The sequence below is a fragment of the Streptomyces sp. NPDC127068 genome (genome assembly GCF_042724695.1).
GTDB lineage: Bacteria > Actinomycetota > Actinomycetes > Streptomycetales > Streptomycetaceae > Streptomyces.
Genome location: NZ_JBHXEN010000046.1, coordinates 19,368 through 40,777, shown reverse-complemented (window position 1 = coordinate 40,777; position 21,410 = coordinate 19,368). Strand labels below are relative to the sequence as shown.

The 21,410-nt window shown below is 73.1% G+C and carries 16 protein-coding genes; 8 read left to right on the top strand and 8 right to left on the bottom strand.

The annotated features are described in order from the left end of the window. Nucleotides 1–58: 58 nt before the first annotated feature. The 5 genes from ACFWIA_RS25930 to zapE form a co-directional block, all read right to left on the bottom strand. On the bottom strand, nt 59–748 hold the full coding sequence (locus ACFWIA_RS25930; protein ID WP_387009030.1) for an alpha/beta fold hydrolase: 690 nt from the start codon (nt 746–748) through the stop codon (nt 59–61). An 815-nt stretch (nt 749–1,563) separates the two neighbouring features. Next, nucleotides 1,564–3,123 carry an alkaline phosphatase PhoX gene (locus tag ACFWIA_RS25925; protein WP_387009029.1) on the bottom strand — a complete coding sequence of 520 codons (1,560 nt, stop codon included), beginning with the start codon at nt 3,121–3,123 and terminating at the stop codon, nt 1,564–1,566. Between the two features lie 348 nt (nt 3,124–3,471). Beyond that, complete coding sequence (locus ACFWIA_RS25920; RefSeq protein ID WP_387009027.1) at nt 3,472–4,908, bottom strand: SulP family inorganic anion transporter; 1,437 nt, start codon at nt 4,906–4,908, stop codon at nt 3,472–3,474. 539 nt (nt 4,909–5,447) lie between these two features. Next, entirely contained in the window at nt 5,448–5,933 is a 486-nt protein-coding gene (locus tag ACFWIA_RS25915) for a hypothetical protein (RefSeq protein WP_387009026.1), read from the bottom strand. A 612-nt stretch (nt 5,934–6,545) separates the two neighbouring features. Continuing rightward, nucleotides 6,546–7,643 carry a cell division protein ZapE gene (gene zapE / locus ACFWIA_RS25910; RefSeq protein ID WP_387009024.1) on the bottom strand — a complete coding sequence of 366 codons (1,098 nt, stop codon included), beginning with the start codon at nt 7,641–7,643 and terminating at the stop codon, nt 6,546–6,548. Between the two features lie 37 nt (nt 7,644–7,680). On the opposite strand from zapE, the gene ACFWIA_RS25905 reads away from it, so the two are divergent. The 7 genes from ACFWIA_RS25905 to ACFWIA_RS25875 all read left to right on the top strand — a co-directional run bounded on the left by ACFWIA_RS25905 (nt 7,681) and on the right by ACFWIA_RS25875 (nt 16,083). Beyond that, nucleotides 7,681–8,586, top strand: a complete 906-nt coding sequence (locus ACFWIA_RS25905; protein WP_387009022.1) for a pyrimidine reductase family protein — start codon at nt 7,681–7,683, stop codon at nt 8,584–8,586. A 132-nt stretch (nt 8,587–8,718) separates the two neighbouring features. Beyond that, complete coding sequence (locus tag ACFWIA_RS25900; RefSeq protein ID WP_385493389.1) at nt 8,719–9,192, top strand: indole-3-glycerol phosphate synthase; 474 nt, start codon at nt 8,719–8,721, stop codon at nt 9,190–9,192. A 148-nt stretch (nt 9,193–9,340) separates the two neighbouring features. After that, nucleotides 9,341–10,729 carry a UDP-N-acetylmuramate--L-alanine ligase gene (murC, locus tag ACFWIA_RS25895; RefSeq protein ID WP_387009020.1) on the top strand — a complete coding sequence of 463 codons (1,389 nt, stop codon included), beginning with the start codon at nt 9,341–9,343 and terminating at the stop codon, nt 10,727–10,729. A gap of 76 nt (nt 10,730–10,805) precedes the next feature. After that, nucleotides 10,806–11,213: a peptide-methionine (R)-S-oxide reductase MsrB gene (msrB, locus tag ACFWIA_RS25890; protein ID WP_387009018.1), complete on the top strand. Its 408-nt coding sequence runs from the start codon at nt 10,806–10,808 to the stop codon at nt 11,211–11,213. A 230-nt stretch (nt 11,214–11,443) separates the two neighbouring features. After that, the gene (locus ACFWIA_RS25885; protein WP_387009017.1) at nt 11,444–13,720 is read left to right on the top strand and encodes a germacradienol/geosmin synthase; all 2,277 of its coding nucleotides are present in this window, start codon (nt 11,444–11,446) and stop codon (nt 13,718–13,720) included. Nucleotides 13,721–13,897: 177 nt separating this feature from the next. Then, nucleotides 13,898–15,022, top strand: a complete 1,125-nt coding sequence (locus tag ACFWIA_RS25880) for a M24 family metallopeptidase (RefSeq protein WP_387009015.1) — start codon at nt 13,898–13,900, stop codon at nt 15,020–15,022. A gap of 32 nt (nt 15,023–15,054) precedes the next feature. After that, on the top strand, nt 15,055–16,083 hold the full coding sequence (locus ACFWIA_RS25875) for a phosphotransferase (protein ID WP_387009014.1): 1,029 nt from the start codon (nt 15,055–15,057) through the stop codon (nt 16,081–16,083). Between the two features lie 47 nt (nt 16,084–16,130). Here ACFWIA_RS25875 and treZ read toward each other — a convergent pair whose 3' ends face one another. Beyond that, nucleotides 16,131–17,915 carry a malto-oligosyltrehalose trehalohydrolase gene (gene treZ, locus ACFWIA_RS25870; protein WP_387009012.1) on the bottom strand — a complete coding sequence of 595 codons (1,785 nt, stop codon included), beginning with the start codon at nt 17,913–17,915 and terminating at the stop codon, nt 16,131–16,133. Nucleotides 17,916–18,114: 199 nt separating this feature from the next. Between treZ and ACFWIA_RS25865 the strand changes: the two genes are divergently transcribed. Beyond that, nucleotides 18,115–18,660: an FHA domain-containing protein gene (locus ACFWIA_RS25865; protein WP_387009082.1), complete on the top strand. Its 546-nt coding sequence runs from the start codon at nt 18,115–18,117 to the stop codon at nt 18,658–18,660. A gap of 87 nt (nt 18,661–18,747) precedes the next feature. Here ACFWIA_RS25865 and ACFWIA_RS25860 read toward each other — a convergent pair whose 3' ends face one another. Together ACFWIA_RS25860 and ACFWIA_RS25855 are read right to left on the bottom strand one after the other, a co-directional pair. After that, nucleotides 18,748–19,905 carry a transglycosylase family protein gene (locus ACFWIA_RS25860; protein ID WP_387009010.1) on the bottom strand — a complete coding sequence of 386 codons (1,158 nt, stop codon included), beginning with the start codon at nt 19,903–19,905 and terminating at the stop codon, nt 18,748–18,750. After that, nucleotides 19,899–21,254 carry an FG-GAP-like repeat-containing protein gene (locus tag ACFWIA_RS25855; RefSeq protein ID WP_387009008.1) on the bottom strand — a complete coding sequence of 452 codons (1,356 nt, stop codon included), beginning with the start codon at nt 21,252–21,254 and terminating at the stop codon, nt 19,899–19,901. The genes ACFWIA_RS25860 and ACFWIA_RS25855 overlap by 7 nt, the downstream gene beginning before the upstream one ends. Nucleotides 21,255–21,410: the final 156 nt, after the last annotated feature.

The following is a 21,410-nucleotide window of genomic DNA, read 5'->3' as shown; positions in this document are numbered from 1 at the left end:
GGGGGCGCGGTCGCGCCCATGGCGGCCACCACCCCGCGGCGGCTGCCTCCCCACGGGCTCAGCTCCAGCCCTCCAGTGACTTCATGAACCCGTCGAAGTCGTCACGGTGGATCGAGTGCCCGGCCCCGGCCACGGTCCGCACCTCGAACCCGCGCACTTCGAGCTCCTGGCGCAGCGGCTCCGACACGAAGTGGCTCGGGTCCGCGATCTGGACCAGTGACGGAACCACGGCCCGTTCGGGTATGCGGTTCACCGCTTCCGCCCCCGACAGGCCGAGCGCGGTCCCCGGGTCCCACAGGTGCAGCGTCGCCAGTTCGAGGTCGACGTCCTCCGCTTCCCAGCGGGGGCTGAGCGAGGCGATGTCCGTCCGGCTCGCGGATCGGAACGCCACGAGGAGAGCGGGGTCGAGTGGGGTGTCACCGAGTGCCCAGGCCGGATCGCTGTACACCGCCCGCGCCGGTGCCAGTCGCTCGACGGCCAGCGACAGGGCCAGCGCGCCCAGTGAGTGCCCCAGGGCCAGCTCGATCCCCGACGGCAGGGTCTCGACCAGGTCGTCGGCGAACAGTTGGGCTCCGTACTCGCCCCGCCCGCTGCCTCCGTGGCCGCGCAGGTCGACACCGATCACCCGGTATCCGCGCGCGGCGAGCGCAGGCCCCACCCGTCGCCAGGTCCGGTGGTCCGACATGATCCCGTGCACGAGGACGGCCGTCCGGTCACCTGTTCCCCACTCGTAGGTGTGCAACCGCATGCTGGTGACGCCCCTTTCGTCCGCGCCACGCCCTTGGACGGTGGCATGACGTGTTTCGGGCATGTCTAACACCGCTCACCCGGTCGGGGCGAGCAGTCGATGTGGGTGACGTCGGGCATCCCGTCGGCACCCGCGGCGTTCCGGATGTCGGAACGTGCGGGCACGCCCGTGAGGCGTGGCCCCGGCCCCTGCGCCGCACCCCGCCTGGTCGGGGTGCAGGCGGCTACCTCGGCGTACCAGGGCGCCGAGGTGGGGCCGTTGGGCCTCGCTCACGGAGAGGAGTCCGCGAGCCGTCTGACCCGTGGGTAGGCGTGCGTCGGGTCTCGACGCGGTGTTCGCCCACGAAGACGAGTCGCGATGGCGCCCACGGGGCGACGCTCACGGGGCGACGCTCACGGGGCGGCGCCTGCGCGATCACGCGTACGCGGTGCTCCTCATGCGTGCGTTCAAGGGGCGAGGGGGTCGTCCGGCCCGCCGGCACCGCGGTCACGGGTGTCGGCCATCCGCTCGTTCGTTCCTTGCTCGGGCCCTGCCTCCCCCCCCGTCCGTTCGGTTTCCTCCTGGACGGCCGGGTCGCGAAGCCGGCCGCCGATTGATCCGGGAGTCCGGGGGCGCCCCCGGTGTGCAGCGGTACTCGATCGCACGTCCCGTGAACCGTGCCCCGCGAACCGAGCGCCGCCCGCATCAATCAGAGGAAGAACGCGGGGCGACCCCAGCGGAGTGCCTGATTCCGCACACCTGGACCCGATTTCCCGCTGTTTCACCCGTCTGGGGGAGGTGTGTGGGACGGGTTGACGAGGGGTGCGCGTCCCGGGTCAGCGCCAGGGGCCGGTGACCGCGAAGGTCGTCCCCGGGGTGTAGCAGTTCACGTACATGGTGCCGCCGCGCGGGGAGAACGTCACTCCGGCGAACTCGCCCCAGTCGGGCTCCTGGGGCGTGCCGATGTCCTGCCTGTTGCGGGCCATCGCGTACACCTCGCCCTTGCGGGTCACTCCGTACACGTGCTGGCCGCCACCGCCGTCCTCGCAGACCATGAGGCCGCCACCGGGTGCGAGACAGATGTTGTCCGGCCGCTCGCCCGGCAGTTGGACGTCCGTGTCGGGGCCGAAGACCACGACCAGGGTGAGCCGCGCCCGCCGGGGGTCGTAACGCCAGATCTGCCCGTAGTGGTCGGCGGCCGAACCCTCGCGACTGCGGGCGTACGACGACACGAAGTACACGCAGCGCCCGCCCCAGTAGCAGCCCTCCAGCTTCTGGGCGTGGGTGATTCCCGCGGGCCCGAAGTCCTGGTGGCGGACGGGGGTCTCGGCGGCGAGCGGATCGGGAACGTCGACCCACTCCACCCCGTCGAAGCGGGCGCCCGCCTCCCGTACGGACGAGAGGTCGGGGACGTCCGGCACCCGCATCGCCTGGAGGCGTCCGCCCGCACGCAGCGAGCCGAGCCCGCCGCGGGGCCGAGCGGGCAGGAAGCGGTAGAAGAGGCCGAACGGATGGCGGAACGCGTCCTCCGTCTCGTACACGGTGCCGTCGCGCGGGTCGATCGCCACGGCCTCGTGCTGGAAGCGGCCCATCGCGGTGAGCGGCTCCGCTCCGGTCCTGCGGGGGTCCACGGGGTCCACCTCGAACACGAACCCGTGGTCCTTGGCGTAGCCGTTGGTGCCGGCCCGGTCCTCGGTCTCCTCACAGGTGAGCCAGGTACCCCACGGGGTGGGCCCGCCCGCACAGTTGACGGCCGTGCCCCCGAGGGAGACGCGTTCGTCCAGGACGGTGTGTCCGCGGTCCAGGGTGAGCGTCGTGCAGCCGCCCTTGCCCATCGGGTCGTACGTCAGTCCGGGGACCGTGGGCACCGGCAGCGCGGCGGTCGCCCGGTTCTCGTGGTTGCGGACCAGATGGGTCCGTCCGCTGTGGTGACCGCGTCCCGCGAACGCCGCCATGCCGTCGTGGTTGCCGGGGACCGGGCCCTCGCCGGAGCGCAGCGGTTCGCCCTCGCGCGACAGCACCCGGTACCGGAAGCCCCGCGGGAGGTCGAGGAGCCCCTGCGGATCGGGGACCAGCGGGCCGTAACCGTCGTTACCGAGACCCGCCGGGGTCCGTGCGCTGGCCTCGCCCGCGAAGAGTTCGGAGAGGTTGCCCGCGAACGCGATGCCCAGACCCAGGGCACCCGTACGGGCCAGTACCCGGCGCCGGTTCGGGTGCCCGTCGGCCTCCCGGCCCGGGGCAGCGGGGGCGCCGGCGCCGGGACCGGGGCGCGCCGCCGGGGCGGAACCCTCGTGCGGCGCGGGGGGAACGGACGGAGCGGAGGGGGCGGGCGGGGCGGGCGGGGGAGGGGACGAGCGACGGGCCCCGGTGGGCTCGTGTTCCTGGGCGCGTGCCATGGGGGAACCTCCTGTGGGTGGACAGGACGTGCGACGACCACGAGGAACCCTTGTGTGTAGCACGCACCCCACACCCCCGGAACCACCCCGGTCCCGTGTCCCCACCCGGGTGGCGCAACCCGGTCGCCCGCCCGCTCGCGCAGCACGGGCGCGCACCGCTCGACCCGATGCACCGGCGCGCCCTCCGTACGGGCGCGCTGCCTTGGCGAAGACAGGCGCGGGCGCGGGGGAGACCAAGGCCCCGCAGGGGCACCACGGGCCCCAGGCGGCGGCTTCCGGGGCCCGGCGCACCTGGCGCGTACGCGTTCCCGAGGGGCGCCCGCCCGGGCGCCCCTCGGGAACGTCACCTCAGGCCCGGCCCTCCACCGGGGTCACGGTGACGCGTTCGGGTCCGCCGGCGCCGTGGCGGGCGGACCAGTTCTCCAACGCGGTCCGGCAGGCGTGGTCGAGGTGGTGGAGACCCGACAGGTCCAACTCGACCGCGCGGTCGTGGGGCAGCGCCTCCAGGGTGTCCAGGATGCGCGGCAGCCGCAGGAACGTCGCATTGCCCGACAGCCGCGCCCGTACGGTCCCTTCGCCGGTGTCCTGTACCTCCAGCCGTACGTGCGACGCCTCCCAGGCGGTCTTCACCACCGCCATCGACAGCCCGATGAGCACCCCCTCGAACATGCTGATGGCCACGATCGAGACGGCGGTGACTCCGAGGATCACCACCTCGCCCCGGTGGTCGCGCCAGAGCGGAGGCAAGGCGCGCACGGGGATGAGCTTGCTCCCCGCGTGCACCAGGACACCGGCCAGCGCGGGCAGCGGGATGATCGCCAACGCCGCGGGGAACAGCGCGGCGAACAGCAGCAGCCACAGGCCGTGCAGCACCCGGGACGCCTTGGTCCTCGCGCCGGCCTGCACGTTCGCCGCGCTGCGCACGATGACCGCGGTCATCGGCAGGGCGCCGAGCAGTCCGCACACCGTGTTGCCGGCGCCCTGCGCCATCAACTCCTTGTCGTAGTGGGTGCGTCGGCCGTGGTGCATGCGGTCCACCGCCGCCGCGCTGAAGAGGGACTCCGCCGATGCGATCAGGGTGAACGCGAGGATGGTGCCGAGCAGGCCGATGTTCGCGAGGGCCGCGAAGTCCCCCGCCTCCGGCAGTCGTACGGAGTCCAGCAGCCCGGTGACCTCGACCTTCGCCACCGGGAGCGAGAACGCCACCGATGCGGTGGTGGCGAGGGCGACCGCCGCGAGCGGAGCGGGCACGAGTCGGGCCGCGTGGGGTACGCGCCGCCACAGCACCAGGACGGCGATCGTGCCCGCGCCGAGCAACAGCGACAGCCGGGCCGTTGACGTGCCGAAGGTGTCGAGGAGCATGCCGGGCAGCCCCGCGATCTTGTCGAGCCCGGCGGCGGGCGCTTCGGCGCCGGTCATCGCGTACAACTGGCCGGCGATCAGGACGAGTCCGATGCCGGCGAGCATCCCCTCGACCACGGACACCGAGATCGCCCGGAACCAACGGCCCCAGCGCAGTGCGCCCATGAGGAGTTGCAGGACACCGGTGGCCAGGACGATGACGCCCAGTGCCGCGAGCCCGTAGGCCCGCACGGCCTCCAGGACGAGCACGGTCAGACCGGCGGCGGGGCCGGACACCTGAAGGCTGCTGCCGGGGAGGGCACCTGCCACGAGTCCGCCCACGATGCCCGTGACCAGGCCGAGTTCGGCCGGGACTCCGGAGGCGACGGCGACGCCCACGCAGAGGGGGAGGGCGACGAGGAAGACGACGATCGAGGCGCTCAAGTCCGGGCGGAGCGCGGCGAATCCGGTAGGGGCGGGGGAGTCGGACGAGTCGCGTGAGCGCGGTGCCCCGGAAGACCCGGCGGACTTGGAGGGGCCAGCGGGGCCAGCGGACCCGGAGGACCCCGAGGACCCGGAAGGGCCTGAGGGGTCGGTGTGAGCGGAGGAGCTGTCGGAGCCCGGGGGGCCGGCGGAAGCGGGGCGCTTGACGCGCCTCTTGAGGGTGTTCATACGGATGCCTCCTGCGCGCTGGAACAGCGCGTGGGTGTTGCGTGTGGGGGAACGGGGGGCAGGCGTGTGGGCGGACCGGGCAAGAGGAACCGACCGGGCTCCGCGTGGGCCGAGTATGGGGGCCAGCGGCCACACCGACGACGGTCGGGCGACCACCGGACGTGGAGCCGGGGCGCTGCCGTCGACCTCGGTGGGGGCCGCTGTGCTGGCTGATCCAGGTACTGGCCGGGGCGGGGTCATGGAGGGTTTCCGTGCCCGGTGTTGAGCCTTTCGGGTGAACCGGAGCGGTCAGGAGCCGTCCGGTGGCGGGTTCAGCAGCGGAAGACCTGGAGTGTCGCCGGGCGATCGGCCGGTCTGAGCCGGGCCGAGGGCCGGTCGTCCCGCGGCTCCCGCGGGGTGGCCGGCAGCGGGGTCGTGGTGCCGAGGCGGTTCAGGAGCGGGGGACGCTGCGGCGTGTGTTCCTCGCAGCGGTGGCGGTCGCGCGCCCGCAGGATCTGCACCGCTTCCTCGACCGGGTGTTCGTGTCGCAGACGGTCATGGGCCCCGGGCCTTTCGGCCACCCGGGTGACCCGGGCCGGGACCGCCGTCGCGGTTTCCCCCGTCGACGGGCTCGTGGACGTCGCCGCCGGGGCGACGGGGCCGGGGCGTGGACCGACGGTGGCCGTGGACTGCGGGCGCACGGCCCCTTCGGAAGTGTGTGCGGTTGCCAATGGAGAAGTGGGAGTGAACAGATGGAGCGCGAACAGCAGGGCGGCGATGAGGCAGGGCGGCAGTCGTGTACCGAGGTCGTCACACATGCGTTCACCTCCCCATCGGTCCTGCGGCGCTCGATCTGGGGGCATCGGCGCGGCGGGCCACCGGTGTCTGTCGACCTCAACGGCCGGGACCGGGCATCACGTTCCCCAAGGCAATCTCCACGTTAACGGCCCGACTCGCTTATGTGGTTACCGTGACGTTGCGTGCGCGTGATCGACCGGAATCGATCATGTGGAGATCGGAGATGGCCGAATGCGGGGAGCGTGCGCTTCTGGTGCGCGCTGTTTTGTGCTCGAACGCGCTGTCTGGCCGGATGGCGCGCCGTAGCGCCGAGTCACCCGTACGGCGCAGCCGTTGCCGGGAGGCGCGCCCACCGAGGGAGGTGCCCCCACTGCCGGAGGTGCCTGCCGGCGAGGGAGGTCGCCCCGCGGGAGGTACCCCTCCGCGAGGGAGGCGACCCCTGCCCGCCGGAGGCGCGCGCCGCCGGCGGCAGCAGGGCAGCGGCAGGACGGGGTCGGAGGCGGCGCGGCGGGGGAGGGGCGGAGGAGCCGCGGCAGCGGTCATGCGGCGGCCGTGCCCCGCCGGCCCGTGCCCCGCCGGTCCGTGCCGCTCGGTCCGTGCCTCCCCGCGCAGCGGGGCAGGCGTAGGGAGCGTCAGTGCTCGACGAGCGTCCGGGCGTCGCGGGCGAGCGCGGTGAGCCGGGAGATGGCCCGGAAGTACTTCTTGCGGTAGCCGCCCTTCAGCATCTCCTCGCTGAACAACCGGTCGAAGGGGACGCCGGACGCGAGGACCGGCACCTCCCGGTCGTACAGACGGTCGGCCAGGACGACCAGCCGCAGTGCCTTCGACTGGTCCGGCACCGGCTCGACACCGGTGAGGCAGACGGCCCTGAGGTCGTCCGTCAGCGCTCCGTACCGGCTCGGGTGCACCCGGGCGAGGTGGGCAAGCAGTTGGGGGAAGTCGTCCAGCGACGCGCCGGGCGTGGCGTAGGCCGCCTTGGTGACCTGTTCGTCCGAGTGCGGTGCGGGAGCCTCGGGCAGGCCCCGGTGCCGGTAGTCCTCGCCGTCGATGCGCAGCGGGTGGAACTTCGCGGACAGGCCCTGGATCTCGCGGAGGAAGTCCGCCGCGGCGAACCGGCCCTCGCCCAGTTTGCCCGGCAGCGTGTTCGAGGTGGCGGCCAGGGCCACGCCCTCGTCGACCAGCTTCCCCAACAGGGAGGAGACGAGCACCGTGTCCCCGGGGTCGTCCAACTCGAACTCGTCGATGCACAGGAGGCGGTGGCCGCCGAGGGTCCGTACCGTCTGCTGGAAGCCCAGCGCGCCGACCAGGTTCGTCAGCTCCACGAAGGTCCCGAAGGCCTTGAGGGCGGGCGGTGCCGGGGTCGCGTGCCACAGCGAGGCGAGCAGGTGCGTCTTGCCGACGCCGTAGCCGCCGTCCAGGTAGACGCCGCGCGGGCCCGAGGGCGCCGCCGGCTTGGCCCGACCGCCGAACCACCGCCGCTTGCCGGCCCCGGTCGCGTGCGCCCCGCCCAGCCCGGCCGCGAAGCCGCTGAGCACCCGTACGGCCTCGCTCTGGCTCGGCTGGTCGGGGTCCGGGATGTACGTAGCGAAACGGACCGCGTCGAAGCGGGGCGGGGGGACCATCTCGGCGACCAGACGCTCCGCGGGCACCTGCGGCTCACGGGCGCAGAGGGACACGGGAACGACGTCGGCTATGGGGCTGGGGCCCGCGGCTGCGGTGGATGAGGACACGATTCCCCACTCTAAGGGCCGTGCGAGACTGCACGACATGCGACGCCTGTTCCCTGTGACCGACCAGACACCCGGCCGTCCGCGAGCGGTGGGCGCCACCGGCACCGGCGACGCACCCGCATCCGCCCCGGCGGCCGGCTCGCCCGCGCAGGACGCGCAGCCCGCGCCCGTCCAGGACGTGCCGCCAGCGCCCGCGTCGGACGCCCCGCCCGCGCCCGCGCAGGACCGGGAGTGGAGCCTCGACGAACTCGCGGACGCCTACGCCTACCCCGCGGGGCCCGCGGTCTGGCTGCGCGCCAACATGGTCTCCGCGCTCGACGGCGCGGCCCAGCACGAAGGCCGTTCGCAGCCCCTCTCCAACGCCACCGACATGCGGATCTTCGGCACCCTCCGCGGGCTCGCCGATGTCGTCGTGGTCGGTGCAGAAACGGTACGCCAGGAGGGCTACCGACCGGCCCGCGCCCGCGAGGCGTTCGCGGCCCGACGGTCCGCCGCCGGACAGGGGCCCGCCCCCGCCGTCGCCGTGGTGAGCGCGGGCCTCGACCTGGACTTCGGGCTGCCGCTGTTCACCGAGCCCCTGGTGCCCAGCCTCCTGGTGACCGGTGCGAGCGCCCCCGCCGACCGGCTCGCCGCGGCGCGTGCCGCGGGCGTCGAGGTGGTGATCGCCGGGGACGGTGCCGCCGTGGAGCCCGCTCGGGCGGTACGGGCCCTCGCGGACCGGGGGCTGCGCCGCCTGCTCACCGAAGGGGGGCCCCGGCTGCTCGGACAGTTCGTGGCGGCCGGCGTGCTCGACGAGCTGTGCCTGACGCTGTCGCCGATGCTCACGGCCGGGACCGCGCAGCGCATCGCGGGAGGGCCGGACCTCCCCGTGCCCGAACGGTTCTCCCTCGGGTCACTGCTCGAAGAGGACGGCTTCTTGTTCGCTCGGTACCACCGAGGCTGACATTCGGCGGAATGATCTGTTCCGCTTAGCTTCCTGCGGGCAGACTAAAGCACGCAGACCCCGTGCGATCACGGGGCAGGATGGTTTCCGCAGGGGCCGTGGACGGCCCCCGGATGGAGAAGGGCGCCCGACGTGTTCACGAGCGTACTGATGATCGAAAAGGCCCTCACGTCCGTCGACGTGGAGTTCGTCACCACCCTGCACGGTGATGAGGGCGCCACCTTCCACGTACTGCTCCAGCCCCGCGGTGACCAGGCGGACCGCCTGCTGCGCGCCATCGACGACGTGGCCCTGGGCGAGCTGGAGGAAGCGGCCCGCGAGGGGGAGACCCCCGAGGGCGACGAGGCGGCCGAACCGGCGCGCCAGGCGCTGAACGTCTCCCTGACGGCCCTGCGGGCCGCCGGGTGCCGGGCCGAGGGCCGACTGGTCGACAACCACCCCCTGGACGCCCTGAAGTCACTGGTGGACGAGGTCGGGGCCGATGAGGTCATCGTCCTCACCGACCCGCACTACGTGGAGGAGTTCTTCCACCGCGACTGGGCCTCCCGCGCCCGCCACAAGGTGGGCGTCCCGGTCCTGAAACTGTTCTCGCACAGCAAGGCATAGGCTGTGGCTCCCGGCCGCCCCACCAGCGCGTCCGGGAGCCCTCGGGCGTACGGGACCGGCTGCCGACCCGGCGCGCGGCGGGCGCAGCCCCACCCGAGCAGCCACGATCAGCAGCGCGCAGCGCCACACCACCCAGGGAGACACACGCATGGCACCCGGCCTTCCCACCGCCATGGACCGACCGCACTTCATCGGCATCGGCGGCGCCGGAATGTCGGGCATCGCGAAGATCCTCGCCCGGCGCGGTGCCAAGGTCGCCGGCAGTGACGCCAAGGAGTCCCGTACCGCCGAGGCGCTGCGGGCGCAGGGCGTCACCGTCCACATCGGCCACGCCGCCGACCACCTCGCCGACGACGCCAGCTGCGTCGTCGTCTCCTCGGCGATCCGCCCCGACAACCCGGAGCTGGCCCGGGCCGCGGTCCTCGGGGTGCCCGTGGTCCACCGCGCCGACGCCCTGGCCTCCCTGATGACGGGGCTGCGCCCCATCGCCGTCGCCGGGACGCACGGCAAGACCACCACCACCTCGATGCTCGCGGTCTCCCTGCGGACGCTCGGCCTCGACCCCTCGTACGCCATCGGCGGCGATCTCGACGCCCCCGGCTCCAACGCCGAACACGGCGGCGGTGAGATCTTCGTGGCGGAGGCCGACGAGAGCGACCGCAGCTTCCACAAGTACGCGCCCGAGGTCGCGATCGTCCTCAACGTCGAACTCGACCACCACGCCAACTACGCCTCGATGGACGAGATCTACGAGTCCTTCGAGACGTTCACCGACCGCATCGTGCCCGGCGGCACCCTGGTCGTCTCCGCCGACAACGAGGGCGCCCGGGAACTCACCCGCCGGGTGGGTTCCCGGGCGCGCGTCGTCACCTACGGCGCGTCCGCCGACGCCGACGTCCGGGTGCTCTCGGTGGTCCCGCAGGGCCTCAAGAGCGAGGTCACCGTCCTGTTGGACGGCCGTGAGCTGACCTTCACCGTTTCGGTGCCCGGCAGCCACTACGCGCACAACGCCGTCGCCGCCCTCGTCGCCGGCGTGGCGCTCGGCGTGCCCGCGGATGACCTCGCCCGGGCGCTCGGCTCCTACACCGGGGTCAAGCGCCGCCTCCAGCTCAAGGGCGAGCAGGCCGGGGTCCAGGTCATCGACTCCTACGCGCACCACCCGACCGAGATGACGGCCGACCTCGAAGCGATGCGCGCCGCCGTCGGGGACGCCCGCATCCTGGTGCTCTTCCAGCCGCACCTGTTCTCGCGCACCCAGGAACTCGGCAAGGAGATGGGCGAGGCCCTGACCCTCGCCGACTCCTCCGTGGTGCTGGACATCTACCCCGCGCGCGAGGACCCCGTTCCGGGCGTCACCAGTGCGCTGATCATCGACGCCGCACGGGCCGCGGGCGCCGAGGTGCGGGCCGTGCACGACAAGGACTCGGCTCCCGAGGTCGTGGCGGGAATGGCACGACCCGGCGACCTCGTTCTCACCATGGGCGCGGGCGACGTCACGGACCTCGGCCCGCTGATCCTGGACCGACTCGCCGAGTAGCCGGGCGGGACCCGCACCGCGGACGGTGCGGGTCCGCTCCGGACGGGCTCGGTCGACGGAAGTGAGGAACCGTTCCATGGCGTACGACATCGAGAAGCCGGACGAGCAGTGGCGTGCCGAACTGGCACCGGCGGAGTACGCGGTGCTGCGCCAGGCCGGTACGGAGCCGGCGTTCACCGGTGAGTACACGGACACCAAGACCGAGGGCGTCTACTCCTGCCGCGCGTGCGGGGCGGAGCTCTTCACCTCGGAGACCAAGTTCGACTCGCACTGCGGTTGGCCGTCCTTCTTCGATCCCAAGGACAGCGACGCGGTCGAACTGCTGGAGGACCGTTCGCACGGGATGGCCCGCACCGAGGTGCGCTGCGCCCGGTGCGGCTCCCACCTCGGGCACGTCTTCGCGGGTGAGGGGTACCAGACCCCGACGGACCAGCGGTACTGCATCAACAGCATCTCGCTGCGACTGGCGCCCGAGGAGGGCTGAGCGACCTTCGGGGGCGTCGGGCACACGTCCCGGCGCCCCCGCCCCGCCCCCGCGGAGGTCGTCCGGCACCGCACTCCCGGGGTGTGTACTCCTGTGCGGCGAACGCGTGTGCGACGGTTCTCCGGGGTCCGACCTCGGGATTCTCCGTTCGGCCGGTCGTCGTTTCACGCTATGGAGCGATCATGGGATGAGTCGCGGATGCGCGGCCGGCGCCGGGGTAGGGCGGGGCCATGACCCAGCCGTTCGAACTACCGAAGTTCTACATGCCGTACGAGGCGAACCTGAACCCCCGTCTTGAAGAGGCCCGGGCCCACACCCGCGCGTGGGCCCGCGCGATGGGGATGCTGGAAGGTTCCGGCATCTGGGACCTCGACGACCTCGAAGCCCACGACTACGCCCTGCTCTGCGCCTACACCCACCCCGACTGCGACGGCCCGGCCCTGTCGCTGATCACCGACTGGTACGTCTGGGTGTTCTTCTTCGACGACCACTTCCTGGAGACCTTCAAACGCAGCCAGGACCGGGCGGGCGGCAAGGCGTACCTGGACCGGCTCCCGCTGTTCATGCCGAGGGACCCGTCGACGCCCGTGCCCGAACCGACGAACCCGGTGGAGGCCGGACTCGCCGACCTGTGGGCCCGTACCGTGCCGTCGATGTCGTCGGCGTGGCGGATGAGATTCGCGGTCAGCACGGAACACCTGCTCAACGAGTCGCTCTGGGAACTGTCCAACATCAACGAGGGACGGATCGCCAACCCCGTCGAGTACATCGAGATGCGCCGCAAGGTGGGGGGCGCACCGTGGTCCGCCGGACTCGTCGAGTACGCCACCGCCGAGGTCCCGGCCGCCGTCGCCCGCTCCCGTCCGCTGCGCGTCCTCATGGAGACGTTCTCCGACGGCGTCCACCTGCGCAACGACCTCTTCTCCTACCAGCGCGAGGTCGAGGAGGAGGGCGAACTCAGCAACGGCGTCCTGGTCCTGGAGACGTTCTTCGACTGCACCACCCAGGAGGCCGCCGACACGGTCAACGACATCCTGACCTCGCGCCTCCACCAGTTCGAACACACCGCGCTCACGGAGACCCCCGCCCTCTGCGTCGAGGAAGGGCTCGACCCGACCCAGTGCGCCGCGGTCGCCGCCTATGTGAAGGGCCTCCAGGACTGGCAGTCCGGCGGCCACGAGTGGCACCTGCGCTCCAGCCGCTACATGAACGAGGGTGCGGTCAAGGAGAGTTCGCCGCTGGGCGGACCCACCGGCCCGGGCACCGCGTCGTCCCGGATCGCGGAACTGCTCGGCGCGGCCGGTTCCGCGCGTTTGCGCGCCCACGCTCACGTCCCCCACCAACGGGTCGGCCCGTCGATCCTCCCGGACTTCCAACTGCCGTTCACGACCACGCTCAACCCCCACCTGGCGGCGGCCCGCGAAGGGCTCGTCGACTGGTGCCGGGCCGTCGGCTTCGTCCATGAGGGGCTGTGGGACGAGGCGGCGCTACGCCGCTACGACCTGGCGCTGTGCTCCGCCGGGCTCGATCCGACGGGCACCCGGGCCGCCCTCGACCTCAGTGCGGCCTGGCTGGCCTGGGGCACCTACGGGGACGACTGGTACCCGGTGGTGTACGGGCGCTCCCGCGACCTGGCGGGGGCCAAGGCGCTCACCGAACGGCTGAAGGCGCTCATGCCGGTGGACGGTCCGCTTACCACCGCGAGGCCGGACCACGTCGGGGGAGGGCGCACCGACGCGCCCGGGGCTGCCCCGGCGAACGCCCTGGAACGGGGGCTGGTGGACCTGTGGGCGAGGACGGCGGGCCCCATGGACCGCGAGGCACGGCTGATGTTCCGCAGGGCCGTCGAGTCGATGCTGGACGCCTGGACGTGGGAGCTGACGAACCAGGTGCAGCACCGCATCCCCGACCCCGTCGACTACGTCGAGATGCGCAGGGGAACGTTCGGCTCCGACCTCACCCTGAGCCTGGCCCGGATCGCCCACGGCAAGAAGGTCCCGCCCGAGGTCTACGAGAGCGGCCCGATGCGCTCGCTGGAGAACGCCGCCATCGACTACGGGATGCTCATCAACGACGTGTTCTCCTACCAGAAGGAGATCGAGTACGAGGGCGAGGTGCACAACCTGATCCTCGTCGTCCAGAACTTCTTCGGCTGCGACTACCCGACCGGCGTCTCGATCGTCCACGACCTGATGAACGGTCGACTGCGCCAGTTCCAGCACGTCGTCGCCCATGAACTGCCGATCCTTTACGACGACTTCGACCTCGACGACGAGGCCCGGGAGCTGCTCGCCGGGTACGTCAAGGAACTGGAGAACTGGCTGGCCGGCATCCTGACCTGGCACCGCGAGTGCCGGCGGTACGCCTCCGAGCACCTGTCCCACGGCATGGGGGCGCTCCGCCCGCGCACGCCCCGTGCGCCGTTCGGTCGGGGGCCGGGCATCGTGCCGGCGAACCCGGGCCTGCCGTTCGCCTGGAGGACCGCCGCCCGGGCCACCACCGGGTGACCCGCCGCCGGCCCCTCGTCCGGCCGGGTACGGGGGGCGGCCGGACGGGGGGCGGCGCCCGTAACGGAGTCGCGTCACCCGGTGCGCCCGGGCAGGATGCTGACCGAGGGGCGAGCACGCGTCCCCGGGGCCCGCTCCCGCTGGTGCGGGAACGGGGCCGAAGGGACGGAGGCATCCATGACCAGCACCCCCGCACCGTTCACGGCGGACGACTACGCCGCGCGCCTGGCCCGCGCCGCGCACGCCGCGGCCGAGGCCGGCCTCGACGGAATCGTCGTGGCGCCCGGCCCGGACCTGGTGTGGCTCACCGGGTACCGGCCCACGGCGATCACCGAACGCCTCACCGCGCTCGTGGTGGCCCCCGGCAGCGACCCCGTGCTCGTGGTGCCGACGCTGGAGGCCCCGGACGCGGAGCAGGCGCCGGGCGCCCCGGCACTCGCCCTGCGCGACTGGACCGACGGCCAGGACCCCTACGCCGCGACGGCGCCGCTACTCGGCCCCGCCGGCCGCTTCGCGGTCAGCGACAACGCCTGGGCCATGCACCTGCTCGGACTCCAGCGGGCCCTGCCCGACACCACGTACACGGCGTTGACGACCGCCCTGCCCATGCTGCGCGCGGTCAAGGACGCGGCCGAACTCGAACGCCTGACGGCGGCCGGCGCCGCCGCGGACGCCACCTACGAGGAGATCAAGGGGGTTCCGTTCGCGGGCCGCAAGGAGACCGACGTCGCCGGCGACCTGGCGGACCTGCTCAGACGGTTCGGACACACCCAGGTCGACTTCACCGTCGTCGGCTCCGGACCCAACGGGGCCAACCCGCACCACGAGGCCGGAGACCGGGTCATCCGGGAGGGCGACACGGTGGTCCTGGACTTCGGCGGGCTCCTGCACGGCTACGGCTCCGACACCTCCCGCACGGTGCACGTGGGGGAGCCCGGGGTGGCCGAGCAGACCGTGCACGACATCGTCCGCGAGGCCCAGGAGGCCGGGGTCCGCGCGGTCCGCCCCGGCATCGCCTGCCAGGAGGTCGACCGGGCGGCCCGCGCGCACATCGAGGACGCCGGGTACGGCGAGTTCTTCATCCACCGCACCGGCCACGGCATCGGGGTGACCACCCACGAGCCGCCTTACATGATCGAGGGCGAGGAACAGCCGCTGGTCCCCGGGATGTGCTTCTCGGTGGAGCCGGGCATCTACCTTCCGGGGCGATTCGGCGTCAGGATCGAGGACATCGTGACCGTCACCGAGGACGGCGGTCGTCGACTCAACAACACCGCGCGCGACATGGCGATCGTGCACTGAGCCGCGCGACGGACCGGCCCTGGAATCGAGAGATGCAGCGACCTCCCACCGATGACCGGCGACGCCTCGACCCCGCCCCGCCCCCCGGCCACCAGCCGTCGGGCGGCCCGCCCCCGGACCGCGCCCCGCGCCCCACCGACGACGAGGTGCGGCACCTGGCCCGCACGCTCCTGCACGAAACCCCGACCGAGCCGACCGACCGTGCCACGGCCGCCGCACCCGACGACGCCCCCCGGGTGCGGGCCGTCACCGAGGGCGGCGAGTTCTTCACCTGGTGGGTGGGCACCCGTCACGTGCTGCGGATGGCACCCGACCGCACGACGTCCGCGCGACTGACGCGCGAACTGCGGCTGCGCGAACTGGTCCGCCGGCACGTGGGCGTGCCGGTGCCTGCCAGCGCCGCCTCCGGCACCTGGAACGGCGTCCTGGCCCACACCCTCGACCACCGGCTGCTCGGAGCCTCGGGCGAGGACGCGCCCGTCTCGGCTGCCGGCGAGTCGGACCTCGCGGCCCTGCTGTCCGGACTGCGGGAGGCGTCCGCGAAGGACGCCCACGCCCTGGGCCTGCCCCGGACACCGCCCCGCCCACTGGACGAGCTGCGCGCCGGCGCGCGGCACGCCGCCTGGCTGCTCGTCCCCGACCGGGAGTTCGACGTGGCGGGGCTCGCCCGGCTGACCCCCCGCGCGGTGGCACAACTCGCCCCGCGCAGCGCCGAGGTGGTGATCCACGGCGACCTCAAGGGGGAGCACCTGCGGGTCACCGGGGACGGGCACATCTGCGGGGTCCTCGACTGGACCGACGCCTTCGTCGGTGACCCGGCGGAGGACATCGGCGGGCTGTGCATCTCGGTGGGGGCCCCGGCCGCGGTCCGTGCGGCGACCCTCGCGGGCTACGGCGCCCGCGAGTGCCTGCGGGGCCTCTGGCTCGCCCGCTGCGACACCGTGATCCGGCTCGCGGACCGCCTGCACGGCACCGACGACAGTCCGGTGCCGCTGCTGCGCACCCAACTCGCCCGTGCCTGGGAACCGATCCTGTTGGAGCTGCTCAGCGACGACGACTGAGGGCGCGCCGGCCGTCGGACCTGCGCGTCCGACGGCCGAGGCGGCGCTCAGGGCTGGAGGAGGACCGCACAGGACTCGCCCGGTACGGTGAGCAGCCCCTCGACGCCCGGCGGCGAGAGGGGGTCCCAGGAGGCCAGTACGCGCGCGGGACGGCTGCCGAACGGGACGGAGACGGCCTGCGGGCCGGCGTTGACGACCACCCGCACGTCACCGCGGCGGAACGCGATCCACCGGGCCCGTTCGTCGCACATCACCCGGACCGCCGACAGGTCCGTGTCGGTGAGGTCGGGCTGCTGGTGGCGCAGGGCGATCAGCTCCCGGTACCAGGCCAGCACCCGGGCGTGGGGCGCGTCCGCCACCTCCGACCACCGCAGGCAGGACCGTTCGCGGGTCGCCGGGTCCTGCGGGTCGGGCACGTCCCCCGCGGCCCAGCCGTGCGCGGCGAACTCCCGTTGCCGGCCGGCCCGGACGGCCTCGGCGAGGTCCGGGTCCGGGTGGTCGGTGAAGTACTGCCACGGGGTCGAGGCCGCCCACTCCTCCCCCATGAACAGCATCGGGGTGAACGGCCCGGTGAGGGTCAGGGTCGCCGCGCACGCGAGGAGCCCCGGGGACAGCGTCGCCGACAGCCGGTCGCCACGGGCCCGGTTGCCGACCTGGTCGTGGGTCTGCGCGTACCCCAGCAACCGGTGCCCGGAGACGCGGGCGCGGTCCAAGGGGCGGCCGTGTCGGCGTCCGCGGAACGAGGAGTACGTGCCGTCGTGGAAGTAGCCGCCCGTCAGCGTCTTGGCGAGCGCCGCGAAGGGTGCTTCGGCGAAGTCCGCGTAGTAGCCCCCGGCCTCCCCGGTGAGCGCGGTGTGCACCGCGTGGTGGAAGTCGTCGTTCCACTGGGCGTGCAACCCGAGCCCGTGGTGGCGGCGCGGGGTGATCAGCCGGGGGTCGTTGAGGTCGGACTCCGCGACGAGGAACAACGGCCGTCCCGACTCCTCGGCGAGCGCGTCGACGGCCGCCGACAGCTCCTCCAGGAACGGGTACGCGCGGGTGTCCCGCAGTGCGTGCACGGCGTCCAGCCGCAGTCCGTCCAACCGGTAGTCCCGCAGCCACGCCAGCGCACTGTCCCGGAAGTACGCCCGGACCTCGTCGGAGCCGGGCGCGTCCAGGTTCACGGCCTCGCCCCACGGAGTGCGGTGGGCGTCGGTGAAGTACGGGCCGAACGCGGACAGCCGGTTGCCGGACGGACCCAGGTGGTTGTGCACCACGTCGAGCACCACGCCCAGGCCCAGCTCATGGGACCGGTCCACGAACCGCCGCAGACCGGCCGGCCCCCCGTACGGCTCGTGCACGGCCCACGGCGACACCCCGTCGTAGCCCCAGCCGTGCCGGCCGGGGAAGGGGCACACGGGCATCAGCTCCACATGGGTGACCCCCAGTCGGGCCAGGTGCTCCAGCCGGGTGGCCGCCGCGTCGAAGGTGCCCTCCCGGGTGAAGGTGCCGAGGTGCAGCTCGTACAGCACCGCGCCGGTCAGCTCCCGGCCCGACCAGGGGACGCGCCAGGGACGGGCGCCGTGGTCGACGACCGCGCTGAGCCCCTCCGGGCCGTCCGGTTGGCGGCGGGAACGCGGATCGGGCAGGACCGGCCCGCCGTCCAGCCGGAAACCGTACCGGGTGCCGTCGACGGCCTCGGCCTCGCCCGCCCACCAACCGGGGCGCTCCGGGTCCCGGCCCAGGGCGCGCCCGCCCCCGCCGGCGGTGCCTTCCACGTCGACCGTGCCGTCCGTTCCGTCGACGTACAGGACGACTTCTCCGGCCTCTGGTGCCCACACCTCGAACAGCACGGACGACTACCTCTCGTCTTCTCCGGTCCCCGTGGTCCATGGTGCGGCAAGCACGCCGCACGACGACCGAGGCGCCGCCGTTCGAGGAGATCCCGTGTCCCGGCCCGCTTGTGGACACCTCGGGGCGCGCTGTCCGACAATCGGTCCTGTGACGTCGTCCTCCGAGTCCTTCCCGCGACCAGTGCCGTCCGTGTCCGCGGTGCCCGCCGAGCCGTTCTCCCCCGTCGCCCGGGTCTCCGACACCGACCGCGACCGGGCGTTGACCGCCCTGCGGGACGGGGTCGCCCAGGGCCGGCTGTCCCAGGACACCTACCTGCGGCGGATGGAGCTCGCCCTCGTCGCCCGGCACGCCGAAGAACTCGTCGCCCTCACCGCCGACTTGCGGAGCGAGCGCCGCTGGACGCAGGCGGTGCTCGGCGGGGTGTCGGCCGTCTCGGGGTTCACCGAGCGGATGCGCAGGGCGTGGCAGGGCGAGCGGCTGCCCAAGCTGCTCCTGCCGGGGTACTCGGGCGGTCAGCCGTTGCGGATAGGCAGGGACCCCGGCAACGGGCTGCGGCTGAACCACGAGACGGTGTCCCGCGTGCACGCGGAGCTGGTCCACCGCAGCGGGCTGTGGGTGCTGCACGACCTGGGGTCGACCAACGGGACCACCGTGAACGGGCGGCGGGTCGTCGGCTCCGCCGTGGTGCGGGACGGGGACCACGTCGGCTTCGGGCACCTGACCTACCGGGTGACCGCCGGCTGACCGCGGTGCCCCGGCCCTCGGCAGGGCTCGGGGCACCGGGACCCGTGCGGACCGGGCCCGCACGGGGGCGAACTCCTCGGGAACGGGCTACCAGTTGGTGCCGATCTGCACGCGGGTGCTGCCGCCGAACCCGGGGCCGGTGTAGCGGTACAGCTTGTCGGTGACGGGGTCGACGGCGAGGAGGTCGGGGACGCCGTCGCCGGTGAGGTCGCCGATGCCGGTGAGGTTCGTCATGGAGTCCCAGTTGGTGCCGATCTTGACCTTGGTGCTGCCGCCGAACCCGGGTCCCGAGTACCGGAAGAGCTCTCCGGTCTCCGCGTGGACCGCGAGGAGGTCCGCGACGCCGTCGCCGGTGAGGTCGCCCGGGCCCACCAGGGTGCCGTAGGCGTTCCAGCCGTGGCCGATCTTCACCCGGGTGCCGCCCCCGAAGCCGGGGCCGGAGTAGCGGTACAGGTCACCGCTGGACGCCTCCACCGCGATCAGGTCGGGCACCCCGTCCCCGGTCCGGTCGCCCACCGGGGTCGGGTTCGTCATGGAGTCCCAGTTGGTACCGATCCGCACCTTGGTGCTGCCCCCGTAACGGGGACCCGAGTACCGGTACAGGTCCCCGGTCCGTGCGTCCACGGCGAGGAGGTCCGCCAGACCGTCGCCGGTGAGGTCACCGGGGCTGAGGACGCGGCTCATGCCGTTCCACCCGTAGCCGAGTTTCGCCCGGGTGCCGCCGCCGAAGCCGGGGGCGGAGTAGCGGTACAGGTCCCCGGTCCGCTTCTCCACCGCGAGCATGTCGACGGCACCGTCGCCGGTGAGGTCGCCGACGGGGGTCAGCTGCGCCATCTTCGACTGCGGGGCCGGCGGTTCGGCGGGGTACGGTTCGGCGTCGTCGTTGCCGAGCCCGGCCCGGGCGCCGCACACCGGCCAGGCGCCGGGCCCCTGGGTGGCGAGGATCTTCTCGCCGACGCGGATCTGCTGCTCCTTGGTCGCCTGGTGCGGGTAGCCGCTGTACTGCGTCCCGCCGAAGTCGTCCCAGGTGGCCTTGTGGATCTGGAGCCCGCCGTAGTAGCCGTTGCCGGTGTTGATGCTCCAGTTGCCGCCGCTCTCGCAGGCGGCGACCTTGTCCCAGGTGGCGACGGATGCGGCGGTCGCCGTCGGCGCGGTGAACGGGGTCAGGGCGAGCACGGTCAGCAGACCCGCGAGGCCGGCCGGCCGTCCGTACGCCCGCACGCCACGGCCGCGGCGGGCTACCACTTGGTGCCGATCTGCACGCGGGTGCTGCCGCCGAACCCGGGGCCGGTGTAGCGGTACAGCTTCTGGGTGGCCGCGTCGACGGCGAGGAGGTCGGGGACGCCGTCGCCGGTGAGGTCGCCGATGCCGGTGAGGTTCGTCATGGAGTCCCAGTTGGTGCCGATCTTGACCTTGGTGCTGCCGCCGTACCCGGGTCCCGAGTACCGGAAGAGCTCTCCGGTCTCCGCGTGGACCGCGAGGAGGTCCGCGACGCCGTCGCCGGTGAGGTCGCCCGGGCCCACCAGCGTGTGGTACGTGTTCCACCCGTGGCCGATCTTCACCCGGGTGCCGCCTCCGAAGCCGGGCCCGCTGTAGCGGTACAGGTCGCCGCTGGAGCGTTCGACCGCGATGAGGTCGGGGTGCCCGTCGCCGGTCACGTCACCGATCGGGGTCAGCTGCGCCATCGAGTCCCAGTTGGTGCCGATCTTCACCTTGGTGCTGCCGCCGAACCCGGGTCCCGAGTACCGGTACAGGTCCCCGGTTTCCGCCTCCACGGCAAGGGCGTCCGCGGTGCCGTCGCCCGTCAGGTCACCGATCCCGACGATGTCGCTGATGGAGTTCCAGCCGTGCCCGATCTTCGTACGGGTGCTGCCCCCGTACCCCGGGCCCAGGTACCGGAAGAGATCACCGGTCGCCGTCTCGACCGCGATCACGTCGGGCGCGCCGTCGCCGTTCACGTCACCGACCGGGGTGATGTTGGTCATCCCCTTGTCCGGTACGGGAACGGGGCTCTCGGTGACCTTGTGGTAGCGGTACGGCCTGAACCCCTGGGCCTGGATGTAGGACCGGGTGTACTGGCCTCGGCGCGCCACGGTGCCGGGTCGGGCGTGCTCGATGATGTTCGCGGTGGTCCGGGCGCTGTTGGTCCAGCCGACGAAGAGCACCACATGGCTGTTCACGTCGTTCAACGCGTCCCCGGGCTGGAGGTCGTCCAGGTCACCGAGTCGGCTGGAGTAGTCGGGCAGGGTCCAGGTGGTGGCGCTGGTACCGAGGTGCCAGGCCATCGAGACGAGGCCGGAACAGTCCGTGCGGTAAGGGCGGCCCTGGGGGTCCCGGTAGTAGTTGGTCTGGCTGTAGGGCACCTGCTGGGCGACCCAGTACTCGGCCCGGCTGACGATCTCCGCCCGGCTGATCGCTCCGCCGACGGTCGACGTGGCGGTCGCGCCTGCCGCAGCGACCGCGGCGGGTGCTCCGCCGGACGCGGGGGACGCCTGGGACGGGGCCGTCAGACCGAGGACGGCCGAGGCGAGCGCGAGGGTGACCGCCGCCGAACGGACGGCGGTGCGCGGGAAACGCTGTACTGACCACAACATGGGCGAACTCCACGGTGAGAAGGAGTTGGCGGGCGTCGGGGGAGGACCCCCGCGCCCGGGGCGCGCGGTCGGTCCGGACGGTGCCGGGCGGGACGCCCGTGCCTCCGAAGCCGCCCTGCGCGCCACGCGTCGTGCGTACGAAAACGGACTGTGGGG

Coding starts and splice junctions, on each gene's coding strand:
- ACFWIA_RS25930 (WP_387009030.1), bottom strand. CDS start 748: ATGCGGTTGCACACCTACGAGTGGGGAACAGGTGACCGGACGGCCGTC.
- ACFWIA_RS25925 (WP_387009029.1), bottom strand. CDS start 3,123: ATGGCACGCGCCCAGGAACACGAGCCCACCGGGGCCCGTCGCTCGTCC.
- ACFWIA_RS25915 (WP_387009026.1), bottom strand. CDS start 5,933: ATGTGTGACGACCTCGGTACACGACTGCCGCCCTGCCTCATCGCCGCC.
- ACFWIA_RS25905 (WP_387009022.1), top strand. CDS start 7,681: ATGCGACGCCTGTTCCCTGTGACCGACCAGACACCCGGCCGTCCGCGA.
- murC (WP_387009020.1), top strand. CDS start 9,341: ATGGCACCCGGCCTTCCCACCGCCATGGACCGACCGCACTTCATCGGC.
- msrB (WP_387009018.1), top strand. CDS start 10,806: ATGGCGTACGACATCGAGAAGCCGGACGAGCAGTGGCGTGCCGAACTG.
- ACFWIA_RS25885 (WP_387009017.1), top strand. CDS start 11,444: ATGACCCAGCCGTTCGAACTACCGAAGTTCTACATGCCGTACGAGGCG.
- ACFWIA_RS25880 (WP_387009015.1), top strand. CDS start 13,898: ATGACCAGCACCCCCGCACCGTTCACGGCGGACGACTACGCCGCGCGC.
- ACFWIA_RS25875 (WP_387009014.1), top strand. CDS start 15,055: ATGCAGCGACCTCCCACCGATGACCGGCGACGCCTCGACCCCGCCCCG.
- ACFWIA_RS25855 (WP_387009008.1), bottom strand. CDS start 21,254: ATGTTGTGGTCAGTACAGCGTTTCCCGCGCACCGCCGTCCGTTCGGCG.